General features: G+C 39.3%; 14 protein-coding genes. 5 read left to right on the forward strand and 9 right to left on the reverse strand.

The window, feature by feature from the left end; translation table 11 throughout:
* Window positions 1–2: 2 nt before the first annotated feature.
* From guaB to ACHFIZ_RS05850, 3 genes are all read right to left on the reverse strand, one after another.
* Window positions 3–1,472 carry an IMP dehydrogenase gene (gene guaB, locus ACHFIZ_RS05840; RefSeq protein ID WP_410883791.1) on the reverse strand — a complete coding sequence of 490 codons (1,470 nt, stop codon included), beginning with the start codon at window positions 1,470–1,472 and terminating at the stop codon, window positions 3–5.
* A 141-nt stretch (window positions 1,473–1,613) separates the two neighbouring features.
* Entirely contained in the window at window positions 1,614–2,891 is a 1,278-nt protein-coding gene (locus tag ACHFIZ_RS05845; RefSeq protein WP_410883793.1) for a M16 family metallopeptidase, read from the reverse strand.
* Window positions 2,884–4,128, reverse strand: a complete 1,245-nt coding sequence (locus ACHFIZ_RS05850; protein WP_410883795.1) for a M16 family metallopeptidase — start codon at window positions 4,126–4,128, stop codon at window positions 2,884–2,886. The genes ACHFIZ_RS05845 and ACHFIZ_RS05850 overlap by 8 nt, the downstream gene beginning before the upstream one ends.
* Window positions 4,129–4,225: 97 nt before the next feature.
* Between ACHFIZ_RS05850 and mqnC the strand changes: the two genes are divergently transcribed.
* A complete protein-coding gene (mqnC, locus tag ACHFIZ_RS05855) occupies window positions 4,226–5,350 on the forward strand; it encodes a cyclic dehypoxanthinyl futalosine synthase (RefSeq protein WP_410883797.1) in 1,125 nt (374 codons plus the stop codon).
* Window positions 5,351–5,423: 73 nt separating this feature from the next.
* Here mqnC and ACHFIZ_RS05860 read toward each other — a convergent pair whose 3' ends face one another.
* Both ACHFIZ_RS05860 and ACHFIZ_RS05865 read right to left on the reverse strand, forming a co-directional pair.
* A complete protein-coding gene (locus tag ACHFIZ_RS05860; protein WP_410883799.1) occupies window positions 5,424–6,278 on the reverse strand; it encodes a ferritin-like domain-containing protein in 855 nt (284 codons plus the stop codon).
* A gap of 17 nt (window positions 6,279–6,295) precedes the next feature.
* Window positions 6,296–7,015 (reverse strand): ferritin-like domain-containing protein, encoded by a 720-nt coding sequence (locus tag ACHFIZ_RS05865; protein WP_410883801.1) that lies wholly within the window; start codon window positions 7,013–7,015, stop codon window positions 6,296–6,298.
* Window positions 7,016–7,194: 179 nt separating this feature from the next.
* Between ACHFIZ_RS05865 and ACHFIZ_RS05870 the strand changes: the two genes are divergently transcribed.
* The 4 genes from ACHFIZ_RS05870 (at window position 7,195) to ACHFIZ_RS05885 (ending at window position 12,625) form a co-directional block, all read left to right on the forward strand.
* Window positions 7,195–7,977, forward strand: coding sequence for a LytR/AlgR family response regulator transcription factor (locus tag ACHFIZ_RS05870; protein ID WP_410883803.1), 783 nt, complete (start codon window positions 7,195–7,197; stop codon window positions 7,975–7,977).
* A complete protein-coding gene (locus tag ACHFIZ_RS05875; RefSeq protein WP_410883805.1) occupies window positions 7,967–10,909 on the forward strand; it encodes a two-component regulator propeller domain-containing protein in 2,943 nt (980 codons plus the stop codon). Before ACHFIZ_RS05870 ends, ACHFIZ_RS05875 begins: the two co-directional genes overlap by 11 nt.
* A 402-nt stretch (window positions 10,910–11,311) precedes the next feature.
* Window positions 11,312–11,500, forward strand: coding sequence for a hypothetical protein (locus ACHFIZ_RS05880; protein ID WP_410883807.1), 189 nt, complete (start codon window positions 11,312–11,314; stop codon window positions 11,498–11,500).
* Between the two features lie 6 nt (window positions 11,501–11,506).
* Window positions 11,507–12,625, forward strand: coding sequence for a GNAT family N-acetyltransferase (locus ACHFIZ_RS05885; RefSeq protein ID WP_410883809.1), 1,119 nt, complete (start codon window positions 11,507–11,509; stop codon window positions 12,623–12,625).
* On the opposite strand, the gene ACHFIZ_RS05890 is transcribed toward ACHFIZ_RS05885, so the two are convergent.
* Genes ACHFIZ_RS05890 through tpiA form a run of 4 tightly spaced genes read right to left on the reverse strand, consistent with a single transcriptional unit; the run spans window position 12,622 to window position 15,953 of the window.
* The gene (locus ACHFIZ_RS05890) at window positions 12,622–12,957 is read right to left on the reverse strand and encodes a helix-turn-helix domain-containing protein (RefSeq protein ID WP_410883811.1); all 336 of its coding nucleotides are present in this window, start codon (window positions 12,955–12,957) and stop codon (window positions 12,622–12,624) included. The genes ACHFIZ_RS05885 and ACHFIZ_RS05890 overlap by 4 nt on opposite strands.
* A gap of 33 nt (window positions 12,958–12,990) precedes the next feature.
* Window positions 12,991–14,349 carry a UDP-N-acetylmuramate--L-alanine ligase gene (locus tag ACHFIZ_RS05895; RefSeq protein WP_410883813.1) on the reverse strand — a complete coding sequence of 453 codons (1,359 nt, stop codon included), beginning with the start codon at window positions 14,347–14,349 and terminating at the stop codon, window positions 12,991–12,993.
* A 3-nt stretch (window positions 14,350–14,352) separates the two neighbouring features.
* Window positions 14,353–15,192 carry a 50S ribosomal protein L11 methyltransferase gene (gene prmA, locus ACHFIZ_RS05900; RefSeq protein ID WP_410883815.1) on the reverse strand — a complete coding sequence of 280 codons (840 nt, stop codon included), beginning with the start codon at window positions 15,190–15,192 and terminating at the stop codon, window positions 14,353–14,355.
* A complete protein-coding gene (gene tpiA, locus ACHFIZ_RS05905; protein WP_410883817.1) occupies window positions 15,192–15,953 on the reverse strand; it encodes a triose-phosphate isomerase in 762 nt (253 codons plus the stop codon). The genes prmA and tpiA overlap by 1 nt, the downstream gene beginning before the upstream one ends.
* Between the last annotated feature and the right edge of the window lie 15 nt (window positions 15,954–15,968).

A 15,968-nucleotide genomic window follows, 5' to 3' on the forward strand; every position in this document is an offset into this window, starting at 1 on the left:
TATTAACGTGAATAATTTGGAGCTTCCTTAGTTATAGAAATATCATGCGGATGACTCTCTCTCATACCTGCGGCTGTTATGCGAACAAATTTGGCTTTTTGAAGGTCTTCAATGCTGCCTGCTCCGCAATAGTGCATTCCAGCCCTTAGACCACCAATATATTGATAAATGACTTCTGCCAATGTCCCTTTGTAAGGTACCCGGCCCACGATTCCTTCAGGTACAAGTTTGGTGACCACGTCTTCTTCATCTTGGAAATAACGGTCTTTAGAACCCAATTGCATGGCTTCCACAGAACCCATACCGCGGTAAGACTTAAACTTACGTCCTTCATAAATAATGGTCTCACCTGGCGACTCTTCCACTCCTGCGAATAACGATCCTGCCATAATACAACTTGCTCCTGCAGCAATCGCTTTTACAATATCACCTGTTTGTTTGATACCTCCATCTGCAATCACGGGTATTCCTGTGCCGATTAGAGCTTGAGCACATTCGAAGACCGCATACAATTGCGGAACACCTACGCCGGCAATAATCCTTGTGGTACAAATGGAACCTGGACCGATACCAACTTTTACAGCATCAGCTCCCGCAGCAGCTAAAGCTCTCGCCGCATCCGCCGTAGCGATATTACCAGCAATTACTTGCAAATCAGGGAATCTAGCCTTGATAGCTTTCACCATATCAATAACCCCCTTAGAGTGACCATGAGCAGTATCAACGGTAACTACATCAACTCCTGCCTGCACCAATGCAGCGACGCGATCAATGTTGTCAGCAGCAACACCAACGGCCGCGCCAACACGTAATCTGCCTCGCTCATCTTTACAAGCATTAGGGTAGTTTTTATATTTTTGAATGTCTTTGAATGTGATTAAGCCAGCTAAACGTCCGTCTTTGTCAACTATAGGCAGTTTCTCGATTTTGTAGTCCTGCAAGATTTCCTCTGCTTGTAAGAGCGTAGTACCTTCCGCAGCGGTGACAAGATTATCTTTTGTCATTACTTCAGAAACAGCACGCTGCATATCTTTTTGGAAACGAAGATCTCTATTGGTGATGATACCTACCAATTTACCATCTGCATCGATTATCGGAATACCGCCTATTTTGAATTCCTTCATGATCTGAGAAGCATCTGCAACTTTGGCCGTAGCGCTTAGCGTTACCGGGTCTTGGATCATACCACTTTCAGAGCGCTTTACTTTGCGTACTTCTTCAGCCTGGCGCTCGATAGTCATATTTTTGTGCAGCATACCAATACCACCCGCCTGAGCAATAGCTATGGCTAAGCCAGCTTCAGTTACGGTATCCATCGCAGCAGAAACTATTGGAACATTGATGCGAATTTTCTTGGTTAGGTAGCTACCGGTATCAACATCACGCGGTAAAACTTCAGAATAGGCTGGTACTAATAATACGTCATCGTAAGTTAGTCCTTCGGCAATAAATTTATTGGGATCAAGTTGCATAGCAAATAATTTAGGAGTTACTATTTGCGAGGCAAAGGTACAATTCTCATTGTAATTACACAATAAGGATTTAAATATTGGCCTCTAGAGCAGAAAAATTACAATAAGATTAATTGCCTGTACACAGAAAGGCAATTAATCTTAGTACTTTTTGCCAGCTACAACCTTAGTAAAGTCACTCGAAATCAGGTATTTATGAGCCAATATTCTTAAAGATTGAGAATCGATAGTTTTCACAGTATGGATATAGCGGTCATAGTAGCTATAATCTAAGCCAGAAAAGTACAAGTTCTTGAACTTATCAGCATGTGAGAATGCATTTTCAAGGCTCCCCAATAAAGAACCCAGCATGTAACTGCGTACTAGATCCAACTCTTCTTCTGGAATAATGTCGTTTTTTAACAAGTCTATCTCTTTCTCGATTTCAGTGACTGCACTCTGGCATACATCAGCTCCAACCTCCGTTGCAATGAAGAAGTATCCAGTATCCTGCAGAGAAACAACTCCTGAACCGATACCATAAGTGTAACCTTTTTCTTCCCTGATATTAGACATTAACCTAGAACCAAAGTAACCTCCCAAAACACAGTTTAAGACTTGAAAGCCGGCAAAGTCTTCATGAGTTCTGTTGATTGTTATCATTCCCATTCTAATAGCGGATTGCAAAGCCTCAGGCATTTCTATTAGAATTTCGGATCCAATTGGAGAAGAAAAACTGAAATGATTATCCTTTGAATCGCCGTTATTCGCCCAGTCTTTACCTACAACGGCATTCAAAATAGAGAACTCGTTTTCTTCAAATTTACCGGCAACGAAGATCGTACAGTTCTCCGGCTTATATGCAGCTTGAAAATAGTCTAAAAGATCCTGTCTTTTTATAGCATCGTAATTTACTGCAGAAATATTAGAACCATATGGAGTGTCACCAAAAAGCGCATTTGCAAACTGCTTTCTTGCTAAGAAATCATTCTTTTGAAGGCTCACAGAAAGGGATTGCTTTTGATTCTGAACAAATATGGAAAGCTCCTTTTCCGGAAAAACACTTGCATTTAAAATGGAATATAGTATTGGTAATACTTCCGCAAGATGCTTATTCAAACTATAAAGTTTAACGCTACACTGGTCGGCGCCGTATTCCGTTTGTAAAAACGCACCGTAAAAATCTACCTTTTCAGCAATTTCTTTGGCAGAAAGTTCTGTTGTGCCGTTATTTATAAGGTGGCTCGCCGTAAGTGCCTGTAGCGGCTTACCTTCATCCCAGTTTACATTTTTAAAGATAAATTCTATGCGAACTAGCTCCTGCCGACCGGCATTTATAGTAAATACAGGAATTCCATTGTCCAGGTGTTGGGCTAAGGGCTTTTTGAAATTGATCTCTGAAATCTGCTTGGATTCTGGGGCTAGGATACGATTAAGCATCTGGAGTAGTTAAATAGTAAAGGGTGGATGATTTTTTTTTCTGGAAAGTTTCCTTAGCCACATTAAGAATGCGCTGTGGAGTAACGGCTAAGTACTTGTCAATCTCGGTATTTAAAGTTGCAGCATCCCCGAGAAGTTCATAGTAAGCAAGATTCATAGCCTTATCTAAAAGACTCATCTCCGCGAAGACCATAATGGATTCAGATTTATTCTTCACTTTTGTTAGCTCAGCATCTGTCACTTCATCTTGCGTCAATTGAAATAATTGGTCCCACACTGCAGCTTCGGCTGCATCAACCGATACACCTTCCACGAGTTTACCCTCTACAATGAACAAACCTTCATCAATACTACTGGTGATGTAGGCATGGATGTCACTAAATAGCTGCTTTTCTTTAAGCAGACTGGTATATAATCTTGAAGATTGACCCTGAGAAAGGATATCAGCCATTAAATCATAACAAGGATATTCAGAATCAGCCCTTTCAGGCATTTTAAACGCTACATAAAGGGCGTTCAAGGGTACAGCCGAGTGTACTGTTTCAAGTCGGGCTTCTGTCTGTGTTTCTTCTTTTGGAAGATCTCTATGGTACTTTTCTCCCGAAGGGATTGGCTCAAACCATTTCTCTGCCAATAATTTTACATCCTCTGTCTTTACGTTTCCGCCGACTACCATGATCGCATTCTGCGGATTGTAGTGCTTATGAAAAAAAGCTTTAACATCATCCATTTTTGCTTCTTCAATCTGCCTGAGATCCTGGCCAATAGTTGCCCATTGATAGGGGTGATTTTTATAAGCTAGCGGACGCAATTTCAACCAAACGTCTCCATATGGTTGATTCAGGTAGCGCTGTTTAAACTCTTCACAAACTACACTACGTTGCGTTTCCAAGCTTTTTTCTGAAAAAGCGAGGTTAAGCATTCTATCGCTTTCCAACCAGAAAGCAGTCTCCAGATTTACAGAAGGAAGCGTGATGTAGTAGTTGGTAATGTCATTACTGGTAAAAGCATTATTTTCACCTCCTACCCTTTGCAATGGCTCATCGTAGCTTGGAATGTTGATAGAACCGCCAAACATTAAGTGTTCAAACAAGTGAGCGAAACCAGTTTTACCGGCTTCCTCATCACGGGCACCAACATCATATAAAATATTTAACACTGCCATTGGTGTTGTATCGTCTTCGTGAACTAAAACACGAAGCCCGTTGGCCAGTATAAAACGATTAAAATCTACCATATTTTGAAATAATTGCGCTAAGATAGGAAATTAAGGCAAGGTCAATTGTGATAATACTGTGAAATAAAAAGAAAAGAAGTAATGGTATATTTGCAGTATGGAAACTGCCGAACTATTAAAAAGGGCCTTACAATTCGACTTTTTAACTAAAGAAGAGGGTGTTTTTTTATACCATAACGCATCAACAGCTGAGCTGGCTTTTGTTGCCAATGAGCTACGTAAAAAACAAGTTCCCAGTGGCAAGGTTACCTGGCAGATTGACAGGAATGTAAATACGACTAATGTTTGCATTGCAAATTGCAAATTCTGCAACTTCTTTAGGAGACCTGGTCATGATGAAAGTTATATCACTGATATAGAAACCTATAAGATTAAGATAGAAGAAACTTTTAAATTAGGCGGTGATCAATTGCTGCTGCAGGGCGGTCACCACCCTGATCTTGGTCTAGAATTCTATGCGGATCTTTTTCGTAAGCTAAAAGCGCTTTACCCGGATTTAAAGTTACACGCATTAGGTCCTCCCGAGATCGCACACGTAGCGAAGCTAGATAAGCTTTCACATAAAGAAGTTTTGGCTACTTTGAAAGCTGCCGGGATGGATTCCTTACCAGGTGCGGGAGCTGAAATTCTAAATGATAGAGTGAGAAGGTTAATTTCTAAAGGGAAATGTGGCGGTCAGGAGTGGCTTGACGTTATGCGGGCTGCACACCAACTTGATATTACCACCTCGGCGACCATGATGTTTGGTCATGTTGAGACAATTGAGGAGCGTTTTGAGCACTTGGTTTGGATTAGGGAAGTTCAGAGTGAGAAACCCGAGAATGCTAAAGGATTTCTGGCATTTATTCCATGGCCATTCCAGGATGACGGAACTTTATTGAAAAGATTAAGAGGTATTAGCAATAATGTTTCTGGAGATGAATACATCAGAATGCTAGCTTTAAGTAGAATTATGCTACCAAACATAATAAATATTCAGGCGTCATGGCTTACAGTTGGGAAAAATGTTGCAGAGCTTTGTTTACATGCTGGCGCCAATGACTTTGGTTCCATCATGATCGAAGAGAATGTAGTATCGGCTGCTGGTGCTCCTCACCGTTTTACAGCAAAGGGTATCCAGGATGCGATCAAAGAAGCGGGATTTGAGCCACAATTGCGGGGTCAACAATATAATTATAGAGAAATGCCTGCTGAGTTAGAAGAACAGGTAATCACTTATTAAGTTTTTCGCGAGCTATCCAATTAAAAAAGGGAGGAAGCTTTTCAGCCCCTCCCCCATCTAAAATCAAACAAACTTACGATAATTTAAATCCGTCTTTTAAGAATAAATTAGCAATAACAGCTACGTTCGCTTTTGCTAATGGCTCATCGAAACATTCTGCTGCTGCTGCTGCAGTAACTTGTGAAGCGATACCAGCAATATTAATTCCTGCTTGAGTAGTATTTTCCTCACCTGCGTATACAGCATTTACTGCTGCTACACCTGTATCGTTTCCAATGTTACCTGGACCTAACGTAATCCATGGTTTTAATCCTGTTGCACCTGCTGCATTGAGCATGGTACGGATATGAGCAGCATGACGTGCTTCAACCGAATGGATTTGCAATGCTGTTGTCAAAACTGGATTTCCTAAAAGATTACCCGCCTGACCTTTATAAGCTCTTACACCTGTATCTTCAAAACCTAGTGCTACTTTTAAGAAAGTTACGTAGTCCGAATATACTGTTGGGAAGGTATTACCCGCTGTATAGTCAGTCATTGCATAAGTGATCTCAGCCCTTGCGGATGCTCCAAGAGCACCTTTTAACAAGTTAACGTGAGCCATTTCATGATCACGAATAACTGTAATTTCAGTTCTTTGCTGCGCAGTAAAAGTCAAACTTGGTGCAGCTACTAAAGCATGGTTATAAAAATGGTATTCCAGATACTCTAATGCAAGAGCAAAATTTAAAACGTCTGTTACTACTGAAGGAGTAGTTTGACCGTACGCTTTTTGAAACATTGAACCCATTGCCAAAGGCATTGCAGCTAGTGAAATCTTTTTTCCCATGTTGGCAAAACTTTTCATTGCCGCTCTTCTTGGGTTTAACCTTTCATAGATCTCACCGTCAACTTTTTCTATTTCTTCTAATATATTTACGATATTCATGATTTCTGATTTAAAGATTAAAGATTGATTACATTAATTTTTGTTTTGATAAAAGTAGCCGCAATTGGTAGCACCTTATCCGGAGTTAGAGAAGCATCTAAAGCGCCAGAAACGCTTGCTCCTGAACCAGTAAGCTCATTTAAATTAGCAAAACTTCCAGCGGAGATTAAATCTCTGATGTAAGCAGCATGACGTGCTTCTACGGAAACGATTTTACCTGCCAACAATAAATAATTAACATCTTTTATGCGAACACCTGCTCCATTGTAAGCAGCAACACCTAAATCTTCAAATGCTTTTGCAGCTCCAAGAACGCTTGCTTTGTCAGAAAAGTTGATTGAAGAAAAGTTAACTTCTAAGCTTCCGATAGCAGCAGATCCCAATGCTTTTTTAAAGAATTCTCTGTGTGCTATTTCGTGGAACTGAATGTCCTGGAAATAAGCTTTTTCTGCTTGTGTAAATGCTGCTGGTGGCGCAGAAGCTACCTGAATATAAAAAGCTGCTTCTAATTGCTCTAATGCGTAAGCATAGTTCAATACACCGAAATCATCTTTAAAATCTAAGGTTGCACCTGTAGATGGTGGAGCTACGATACCGCGATCTTTAGTACACCCTGCTGCTAATAAAGCTGCGCCCGCCATGCCCGCTCCTGCAAACTGCAAGAAAGAGCGGCGTTGTAGTGGAGCAGTTAGGATGCTCCTTTCTTCTTGCTCTTCTAATTGTTGTAAGTTTTTCATAGTAATTGAGTTTTTGATTTTAAGTGGTTATTAACTTGACCCAGCAAGCTGTATTCTTTAAAAATTAATGTCTTTGTATTGTCACATACGAAGGAGCAATTCTTTCGGTTTTTATAATTTCGAAGAAACATTATTAAAGGATTCCTATTTTTTGATAAATTCACCGTACAAAACACGCTATGACACATAATGCAATCATTGTTGACGATGAAGAATTCGCACGTTCTTCTCTATACTTTCTGCTTCAGGAAAATTGTGAGAATATCAATATTTCAGGGATTGCAAAGTCTGTGGCTGAAGCTAGAAATCTACTCTCACAGCATCCAATCGATCTTATCTTCTTAGATATTGCAATGCCCGGAGAAAATGGTTTTGAACTAATAAAAGACGCAAAGGAAAGTAACGCCCATGTTATTTTTATTACCGCCTACGACCAGTACGCTCTTAAAGCAATAAAAGCAAATGCGCTGGATTATCTATTAAAACCAATTGATATTGATGAACTAAAACTTGCCGTCGAAAAAGCAAATGATTACATATCTTTAAAAAAGAACGGCCTTGACCGCAATGATAATCTTCAGAATTTAGCGCAGCAATTACACGAAAGGACAGAAATTCGCAAAATCAGCTTACCCAATGGACAAGGCTATAGCTTAACCAGCATCTCCGATATCGTACACATTGCAGCAGACAGTAATTATTCTATATTTTACCTTGTGAATGGAGAAAGGATCACGGTATCAAAAGTTTTAAAGGAATATGAAGAGATCCTTCCTGAAAATCAGTTTATAAGGGTGCACAAATCAAGTATAATTAACCTCGACTATGTATCTGAATACAACTCCAAAAACGGCTTAGAGGTAACGCTAAAAAATGGAGACAGAATTGCTGTGTCAAGAAGACGCGCAAGTGACTTCCTTGAAAAAGTAAAATCCTATACCAGCTTCGAAAGTGAAAAGTAGAACTCAACGTTTCCTATTTCTCTACCTATTGTTTTTGCTTAGCCTTGCTAACAGCAATTCTTTTTCGCAGTCGATTTTTCTACAGCACTTCAGTACTAAAAATGGTCTCCCAAGTAACAATTGCTATTACTCCCTACAAGATTCTAAAGGATACATTTGGGTTGCAACTGATGCGGGCGTTAGTAGATTTGATGGTCATATTTTCGAAAACTTTTCGATTGATGACGGCCTTCCTGACAATCAAATCCTTCAATTAAAGGAAGACCGAAGTGGGAAGATCTGGTTCTTGGCACTAAATGGCCAAATCAGCTACTTTTTTAATGGTAAGATTTACAATCAAGGTAATAGCGAACTACTAAGACTTCTTAAATTTAACTCCATTGTGGTTTCCTTTTTTCAAGATAGTAAAGGGAGAATATGGTTTGGAACCAATAAGAATCTTCTGGTGATGTGGGATGGAAAAACTATCATTAAATATATCTCGGCTAATGATGACCGGCAATTCATCAACTCTTTTATTCATGAGGATGCCCAAGGTAAGATTTGGGCTTACAGCAATACGAGCGTTAGGGTTTTAGAAGGCAAAAAATTCAGGATTGTTCCCCGTCGTTCGCTTCCGATTTCTTACAAAACAGCAATCAACCTGCCCGATAAGAGCCTAGCCTTTATTGACAAGGCAGGCCTCAATATTCGTTATGGGAACACTGAGACATTCGAGCGTAAAGTTGAAGCGCAGGTACTAATGGGAGATTTGGGTTACTTCTATCTGGATGAGGAAGATGGAATATGGATCAGCAATAACTCCGGGGTACACTATATCGAAAAAAATGGTTTAACGTATAATTATGTACCTAATATTGCCGCGAGCCAGGTAATCAAGGATGCGAAGAACAACATGTGGTTCACTACCGCTAATGGGATTTATATGCTTCCCCGTCCAGATGAGCGGATGTATGTTATTGATCATAACGAAGGCTTATCGAGAGATGCGGTAAAAAGCATTGCAAGAGATAGAGACAAGTTCTGGCTTGGGATGGATGAAGGAACAATAAATGTTCTTAGTCTTCCTGAGCCCAAGATCAATAAAATAGTTTTGCCTAATAAACAGAAATTCAATGTGATTAAGCAGATTAACTATGACACCCTTAATAATGCCATATACTTCTCAAGTGACTACGGATTGGGAAGAATCAATAATGCCGACAATTTAAAATCTAGCATTGATTACCTAAAGGAAAGTAACAACTCGATGTTTGTAATTAAAAGTTTCAGCATTGCTAAAGAGAAAAGCTTGTCGCTCGCGCTGTCTTCCGGCGTGGTGGTACTGCCCGACAGAGATGCAAAACTAGAGTTCAATTCCTTTACCTTCAAAAAGGGCAATGACTTTTTCCCTGGGAGGGCATATTGTGTATTCTATGACAGCAAACAAAACCTATGGCTTTCAAGCATCAATGGTTTATCTGAGCTTGCAGATGGCAGTATTTACAATTATGCTCAAACGAGTTCCCTCCTTACCCGAAGAATTAATGATATCCAGCAGCTGGAAGATGGCACCATCATTCTGGCCACAGACGGGTACGGCATAGTTTGTATGAAAAACGACCGTATAACAAGGGTAATAACTCAGAAGGATGGACTGGCAGATAACATTTGTAAAAAGCTCTTTGTAAAAAACGGTAAAATCTGGGTAGTTACTAACGCAGGTATAAATAAGGTCTCAATCAGCCCCAAAGGACTGAGCATTGAAGCATTTGAGTATACAAATTTACTTCTTAAGGACGATGTTAATGGTCTTTATATAGAAGACCATTATGCTTATTTTGCAACCAACAGCGGAGTCGTCTATTTTCAGATAGCCCCGGTAAAGACATATATTGAGGCTCCAAAAGCATACATCACTGCTATTACTAATAATCAAACCAAGCTAGATATTGACAATCCCAACTATGTGCTGAATCCTTCAAACAACAGTATTACTTTCTACTACAGTGCAGTAGAGTTTCAGAACAGAAGTATTACCTACAGATACCGTTTAAAAGAAGATGGCAATTGGACCGAGACAAAAACAAGAAGATTAGAATTCAGCTCCCTTGAGCCAGGCAAATACATTTTTGAGCTTAGTGCGAAGAGCAATGACAGCGGCTGGAGTGAACCCGCAATCGTGATCTTTGAACTGGAGAAACATTTTTGGCAATCATTTTGGTTCATAGCGATCTTATTTTTGATTGGAGGCCTGATCCTTTTTAAAGCCGCGGTCACGGTAACGCGTAGACAAAAGAATAAAGAGCAGGAGCAATTACTACTAAAGAACAAAATCTTAATGCTTGAACAACGGGCATTGCAGGCAATGATGAATCCACACTTTGTATTTAATGTAATGAACTCAATTCAACACTATATAAATACCAAAGATACCGGATCGGCAAATAAAGTTTTAACTGGTTTTGCCCGCCTGATCAGGAAGAACTTGGAGATCTGTACTAAAAGCTATATTAGTGTAGAAGAGGAAATTGAATATTTGGAGCTGTATCTGAGCCTTGAGAAAAAGAGATTTGGCGGAAAACTGAACTACCAGATCAGTGTTGACCCGGGTATTGACCGCGAAGAGACACTTATTCCTTCCATGATTTTGCAGCCATACATCGAAAATGCCATATGGCATGGAATAATGCCCAAAGACGATGGCGGAACTATAAATGTCATCATTACATTAAGCGCAAAAGATAGGCTTTTGATCCAGGTAAAAGATGATGGTGTGGGTATAGACAATTCTCTTAGAGAAAAAAAGGGTGAACATATAAGCAAAGGAATGAGCTTAACCAAGGAACGTATTAATTTACTAAATCAAGTCGAATCAAATCCTATAAAAATCGATATAAAGCAGGACGGGAATTCGGGTACTTTTGTGTCAATTGAGGTCCCTTTTTCATAGTAGATACCGTTAACTCAATTTTCTATACCACTTACTAACTATTAATAAATCGTTTTAATATTTGCATTACACTTGTTGTAGATATTAAAACAAACAGTGTGTTTGTAAGAACGTTCTTAGAGAATTGATCAAAGATATTTTACCTAACCTAAAACTATATCTCAATTCAGGTTTCATTTGTGTGTTAAAAAATGGTAAAGTTCAAAGCTTTACCATTTTTTTTGCCTATCCCTGTCTATCACGTTTCGAAGTGATATTATTATAAATAAAGTCGTCCAACAAATTGATTTTTATTTTATTTTTGAGCTAACGAAAATCATTATCGTTGATCCATGGATCCAAGAGATTTTTTGTAATTTTAAACCATAAGTAAAACCTTAGGAAACTATATTTTTTTTGCAAATGAAAACTCCAAAGAAACCGATTACGAAAAGTCCATCTGAAGATCTGGAAGATGAGATGGAAGATTCTATTGAAGAAACGACGAGAGGCAAGTTTGATGACGAGGATGATGACTTCGACGCTCCTTTAGATGACCTGGAAACATTTGATAGCTACGGTGCCGATGATGAGGATGATGAGGATTATTAATCTTGCATGACGATCAAACCCATTGACGGTAATAAAAGCAAAAAGCAATTTTTAGACCTGCCCCGTTTCCTTTACAAAGACGATGAAAACTGGATCTCTCCGCTAGACACTGATATAGAAAACATTTTTAACCCTGATAAAAACACATTTTTTCAGCATGGTAAATGTACAAGATGGATATTAGAGGATGATAATGGACAAGCGATCGGTAGAATTGCGGCCTTTATTAACAACAAAAAAGCTCATCTGTACGATCTTCCCACTGGAGGTATAGGTTTTTTTGAATGTATAAACGACATACAAGCAGCTAATTTGCTATTTAATGAGGCAAAGACATGGCTGCAAAACCAAGGTATGGAGGCAATGGACGGTCCTATCAATTTTGGGGAGAATGACTCGTACTGGGGCTTGCTTGTTGAGGGCTTCACGCCGCCTTCTTACGGTATGAATTATAACTTCCCCTATTATCTGGATCTATTTAAGGGGTACGGCTTTGAAAAAGCATATGAGCAAATCACTAATCACCTGGCTGTACGCAAACCCTTCCCAGAGCGCTTTACAAAAATAGCTACCTGGGTAGCTAACAAGCCGGGCTATACGTTCGAGCACTTCTCTAAGAAGAATGCCGACAAATACGTTAACGACCTAATGGAGATCTATAACGATGCCTGGAAAGACTTCGACAACTTCGTTCCTGTAAAGAAAGAAACACTCTTAGAAAGCTTTAAAAAGATGGAGTTGATCATGGACGAGCAGCTGATCTGGTTTGCTTACCTGAATGGAGAACCGGCATCTTTCGTCGTTGTTATACCTGACGCCAACCAAATGATCAAAGATTTTAATGGCAAGCTCGGTATAATAGAAAAATTGAAATTTGTGTACAAACGTTGGGTTGGTGTCAATAGAATGCGTGCGATAGTGATGGGTACAAAAGCGGCTTATCAAAAACACGGCCTTGAATCTGCACTGTTTATAAAATTAAAGGAATATGTTTTGCCTAAAAACCAGTATGATGAATTGGAGCTCTCTTGGGTAGGAGATTTTAACGATAAGATGTTGGCACTTCATGAAGCGACAGGTGCCACTTTCGGTAAGCGGCACTTCACTATGAGAAAGTTATTTTAAAGACTTTTTTCTCTAATTTCTTCGTAAAGATCAATGACTTTTTTCTGAAGTTTAATAATTTCCTCTTCCCTTAAAGAAAGTCTATCTTTCAGTTTATTGATTTCCTCAAAGTTTAAGGAATGCGGATTTTCTCCTTCTTTGGAGATGATGTCCATAGTTGAGACTTCGAATAAAGTAGCTATTTGATCTAATCTTGATATATTTATATCGGTAATGCCGGTTTCTATCTTTGAGAAGGCAGGTATAGAAATATTAAGACGTTTTGCTACTTCTCCCTGGCTCCAACTTTTCCTCTGACGCAATTGCCTAATGTTTTTACCTATGGTGTTCATAATTTAAGTTTAAAGTGATACTTTATATTTGTGCTACATAAAGGTATTCAACTCACGTGCCAAATTGACGAGATCAAGCCCACTGTAATTACCAGAACTCATCATTAGCAAGTTGGTATCACGGAAGTTCATGTTTGTTAAGTAAGTTTCTAATAAAGAAATATCATCAAAAAACACTATTCTAATATCTTTAAAGGCAGATTGAACGTCCATTTCGTTAAAAGGTTCCATTTTCTTATGTATGAATGTTTTCTTATCTATAAAAACTATAGCCACATCTGCTTTTGACATACTGCTGTCATACTGACTAAGAAAATCTTTGTTCAAGCTGCTGAATGTATGCAACTCTATACAAGCAACAAGTTTCCTTGTTGGAAATTGCATTTTAACCGCTTCAATCGTCGCTTTTAGCTTCGAAGGAGAGTGGGCAAAGTCTTTGTAAACATTGGTATTATCCATAATGCTCACTATTTCAAGACGCTTAGAGGCACCCGAAAAAGATGAGATCGCAGTATTAAATTGCTGCTCTGTGATGTATAGTTGCTGGCAAACCAATTTTGCCGCATTCAAGTTCATCAAATTGTGATCCCCAAATACTTCGAGTGGCACTTCACCTGGAAGAAGGTAAGTGATTCCATTATCGATTCGATGATCTGGAATATTATAAGGAATCTTATTAACCAGGGCCTTTGAAGCGTTAACAATTTCATTCAAGTCATGATCTGCTTCACAGTAAATCAAAGTGCCGTTTGTTTGAATTGTATCTATGAAGAGTTCAAACTGTCTGGTATAGTCGGCGTATGTAGGGAATACATTGATGTGATCCCAGGCTATCCCACTGATCACCGCAATATTCGCTTTATACAAATGAAACTTGGGTCGCCTATCTATCGGCGACGCCAGGTATTCATCACCTTCAATAATGATAACAGGCGCACTTTCTGTGATTTTAACCATGGTATCAAACCCCGCCAGCTGTGCCCCTACCAGATAATCAATGTCTTTCCCATAATAGTTCAGCACATGAAGTATCATTGAAGTAATGGTAGTTTTACCATGACTACCTCCAATCACAACCCTTAGCTTCTCCTTAGTTTGCTCATAAATATATTCTGGATAGGAATATATTTTTAGCCCAAGTTCCTGAGCTATTAGTAATTCCGGATTATCAGTCAGCGCATGCATACCCAGGATAACAGCATCAAGATCTTCTGTAATATTGTTCTCAAACCAGCCCATTTTTTCTGGCAGTAAGCCATAATTGGCAAGCCGGGTGCTCGAAGGCTCAAAGATTGCATCATCAGAACCGGTTACCTGATATCCTTTTTTATGTAAAGCGATAGCTAGGTTATGCATTGCACTCCCTCCTATCGCGATAAAATGTATGCGCATATGTTAATTTTTAGTAAAGCGGGCAGCTACCCAGTCACCTATTTTCTTATGGTCATTGTAGTGGATAGAGAAGGTTGAACATGCCTCCTTGATCATCTCCAGATCTGGCGATTCATAAAATCCACTAAAGTAAATTGTCCCCCCTGGTTTAAGTACCCTTGCGTAATCAGGAATTTGATCCAGCAAAATGTTTCTGTTGATATTTGCAAGTATGGTATCAAACTGCTGTTGCGGAATCACTTCCTTTCCACCACATATGGCTTCAATATTTGTGATGTTGTTCAAGGCAGAGTTCTCCAAAGTACTCATATAACAGACGTCGTCATTATCTATCGCTACCAGGTCTTTAGCGCCAAGTTTTGCAGCCAGAATAGCAAGAATGCCTGTACCACAACCCATGTCCAGGATTGATTTTCCATAAACATTAGCTGTTAAAAGGTATTGCATCATCATGGTTGTTGTTTGATGATGTCCAGTACCAAATGCCATCTTCGGATCAATAACGATCTCGTAAGGGTATTGCGGTTGTGGCTTATGGAAGGTGGCTCTAACATAGCATTGGTCATCTATTACCAATGGCTCAAAGTTTTTCTCCCATTCTTCATTCCAGTTTTCAGCAGCGATCTCAGTAACCGTTGTGATACAGTTCAAGTTTGAATCAAGCGCTGATGTAACACCTTCCAATTGATTAGCATCGTAAGAATCCAGGTCAATAAAAGCGGCAAAGCCATCGGTTACATCTTCAAAAGTATTGTATCCGATGCTACCCAGCTCATCGATCAAAAGGTCTTTTTGGTACTCTTCGATAGTTCTGAACTGAAAGGTTACTTGAATGTATTGCATTAAGAATTGAAAGCTTTAATGATATCAAGAAAATCCCTAGATTTTAAAGATGCACCACCAATCAACCCACCATCAATATCCTCTTGAGCGAATAGTTCAGCAGCATTTTTGGGGTTACAACTTCCACCATAAAGAATGCTGGTTTCTTCTGCAATAGCCGTATCATATTTTGCCGCAATTTCTTTACGAATGAAGGCATGAACTTCCTGTGCTTGTGCTGATGAAGCAGTTAAACCAGTTCCTATTGCCCAAACAGGCTCATAAGCGATAACTACTTTGGAGAAATCTGCATTCGAGAGTCCGAATACACCATTAACTAATTGCGATTTTAACACGTCAAAATAGCTTCCGTTGTTGCGCTCATCAAGCGTCTCGCCAATACAGAAAAGCGGAGTAAGCCCATTCGCTAAAGCAATCACTGTTTTTTCAGCTAAAAGCTCATCAGATTCTGCAAAATACTGGCGCCTTTCGGAGTGACCAATGATCACATATTCACAACCTACCGATTTAATCATCTTAGCAGAGATTTCACCTGTATAAGCACCGCTTTCTTTTTGGTGACAGTTTTGAGCACCAATGCTTATAGCATTACCACCTAGTTTAGCCAGACTGTGTAAATGAATATATGGAGCGCAGATAATCGCTAGCTGATCTCCTTTTTTTTCATCCTTTACCATGTTGACGATTTCCGAAAACAACGATATGCCTTCTGAGTATTCAAGGTTCATTTTCCAGTTTCCTGCTACTATTTTCTTTCTCATAAAATGTTTGGTTGG

Origin of the sequence: Pedobacter sp. JCM 36344, assembly GCF_046546555.1 — a bacterium.
GTDB lineage: Bacteria > Bacteroidota > Bacteroidia > Sphingobacteriales > Sphingobacteriaceae > Pedobacter.

What these genes read in the sequence shown, in the direction of transcription:
- guaB (WP_410883791.1), bottom strand. Translation starts at nt 1,472, where the DNA reads ATGCAACTTGATCCCAATAAATTTATTGCCGAAGGACTAACTTACGAT.
- ACHFIZ_RS05845 (WP_410883793.1), bottom strand. Translation starts at nt 2,891, where the DNA reads ATGCTTAATCGTATCCTAGCCCCAGAATCCAAGCAGATTTCAGAGATC.
- ACHFIZ_RS05850 (WP_410883795.1), bottom strand. Translation starts at nt 4,128, where the DNA reads ATGGTAGATTTTAATCGTTTTATACTGGCCAACGGGCTTCGTGTTTTA.
- mqnC (WP_410883797.1), top strand. Translation starts at nt 4,226, where the DNA reads ATGGAAACTGCCGAACTATTAAAAAGGGCCTTACAATTCGACTTTTTA.
- ACHFIZ_RS05860 (WP_410883799.1), bottom strand. Translation starts at nt 6,278, where the DNA reads ATGAATATCGTAAATATATTAGAAGAAATAGAAAAAGTTGACGGTGAG.
- ACHFIZ_RS05865 (WP_410883801.1), bottom strand. Translation starts at nt 7,015, where the DNA reads ATGAAAAACTTACAACAATTAGAAGAGCAAGAAGAAAGGAGCATCCTA.
- ACHFIZ_RS05870 (WP_410883803.1), top strand. Translation starts at nt 7,195, where the DNA reads ATGACACATAATGCAATCATTGTTGACGATGAAGAATTCGCACGTTCT.
- ACHFIZ_RS05880 (WP_410883807.1), top strand. Translation starts at nt 11,312, where the DNA reads ATGAAAACTCCAAAGAAACCGATTACGAAAAGTCCATCTGAAGATCTG.
- ACHFIZ_RS05885 (WP_410883809.1), top strand. Translation starts at nt 11,507, where the DNA reads ATGACGATCAAACCCATTGACGGTAATAAAAGCAAAAAGCAATTTTTA.
- ACHFIZ_RS05890 (WP_410883811.1), bottom strand. Translation starts at nt 12,957, where the DNA reads ATGAACACCATAGGTAAAAACATTAGGCAATTGCGTCAGAGGAAAAGT.
- ACHFIZ_RS05895 (WP_410883813.1), bottom strand. Translation starts at nt 14,349, where the DNA reads ATGCGCATACATTTTATCGCGATAGGAGGGAGTGCAATGCATAACCTA.
- prmA (WP_410883815.1), bottom strand. Translation starts at nt 15,192, where the DNA reads ATGCAATACATTCAAGTAACCTTTCAGTTCAGAACTATCGAAGAGTAC.
- tpiA (WP_410883817.1), bottom strand. Translation starts at nt 15,953, where the DNA reads ATGAGAAAGAAAATAGTAGCAGGAAACTGGAAAATGAACCTTGAATAC.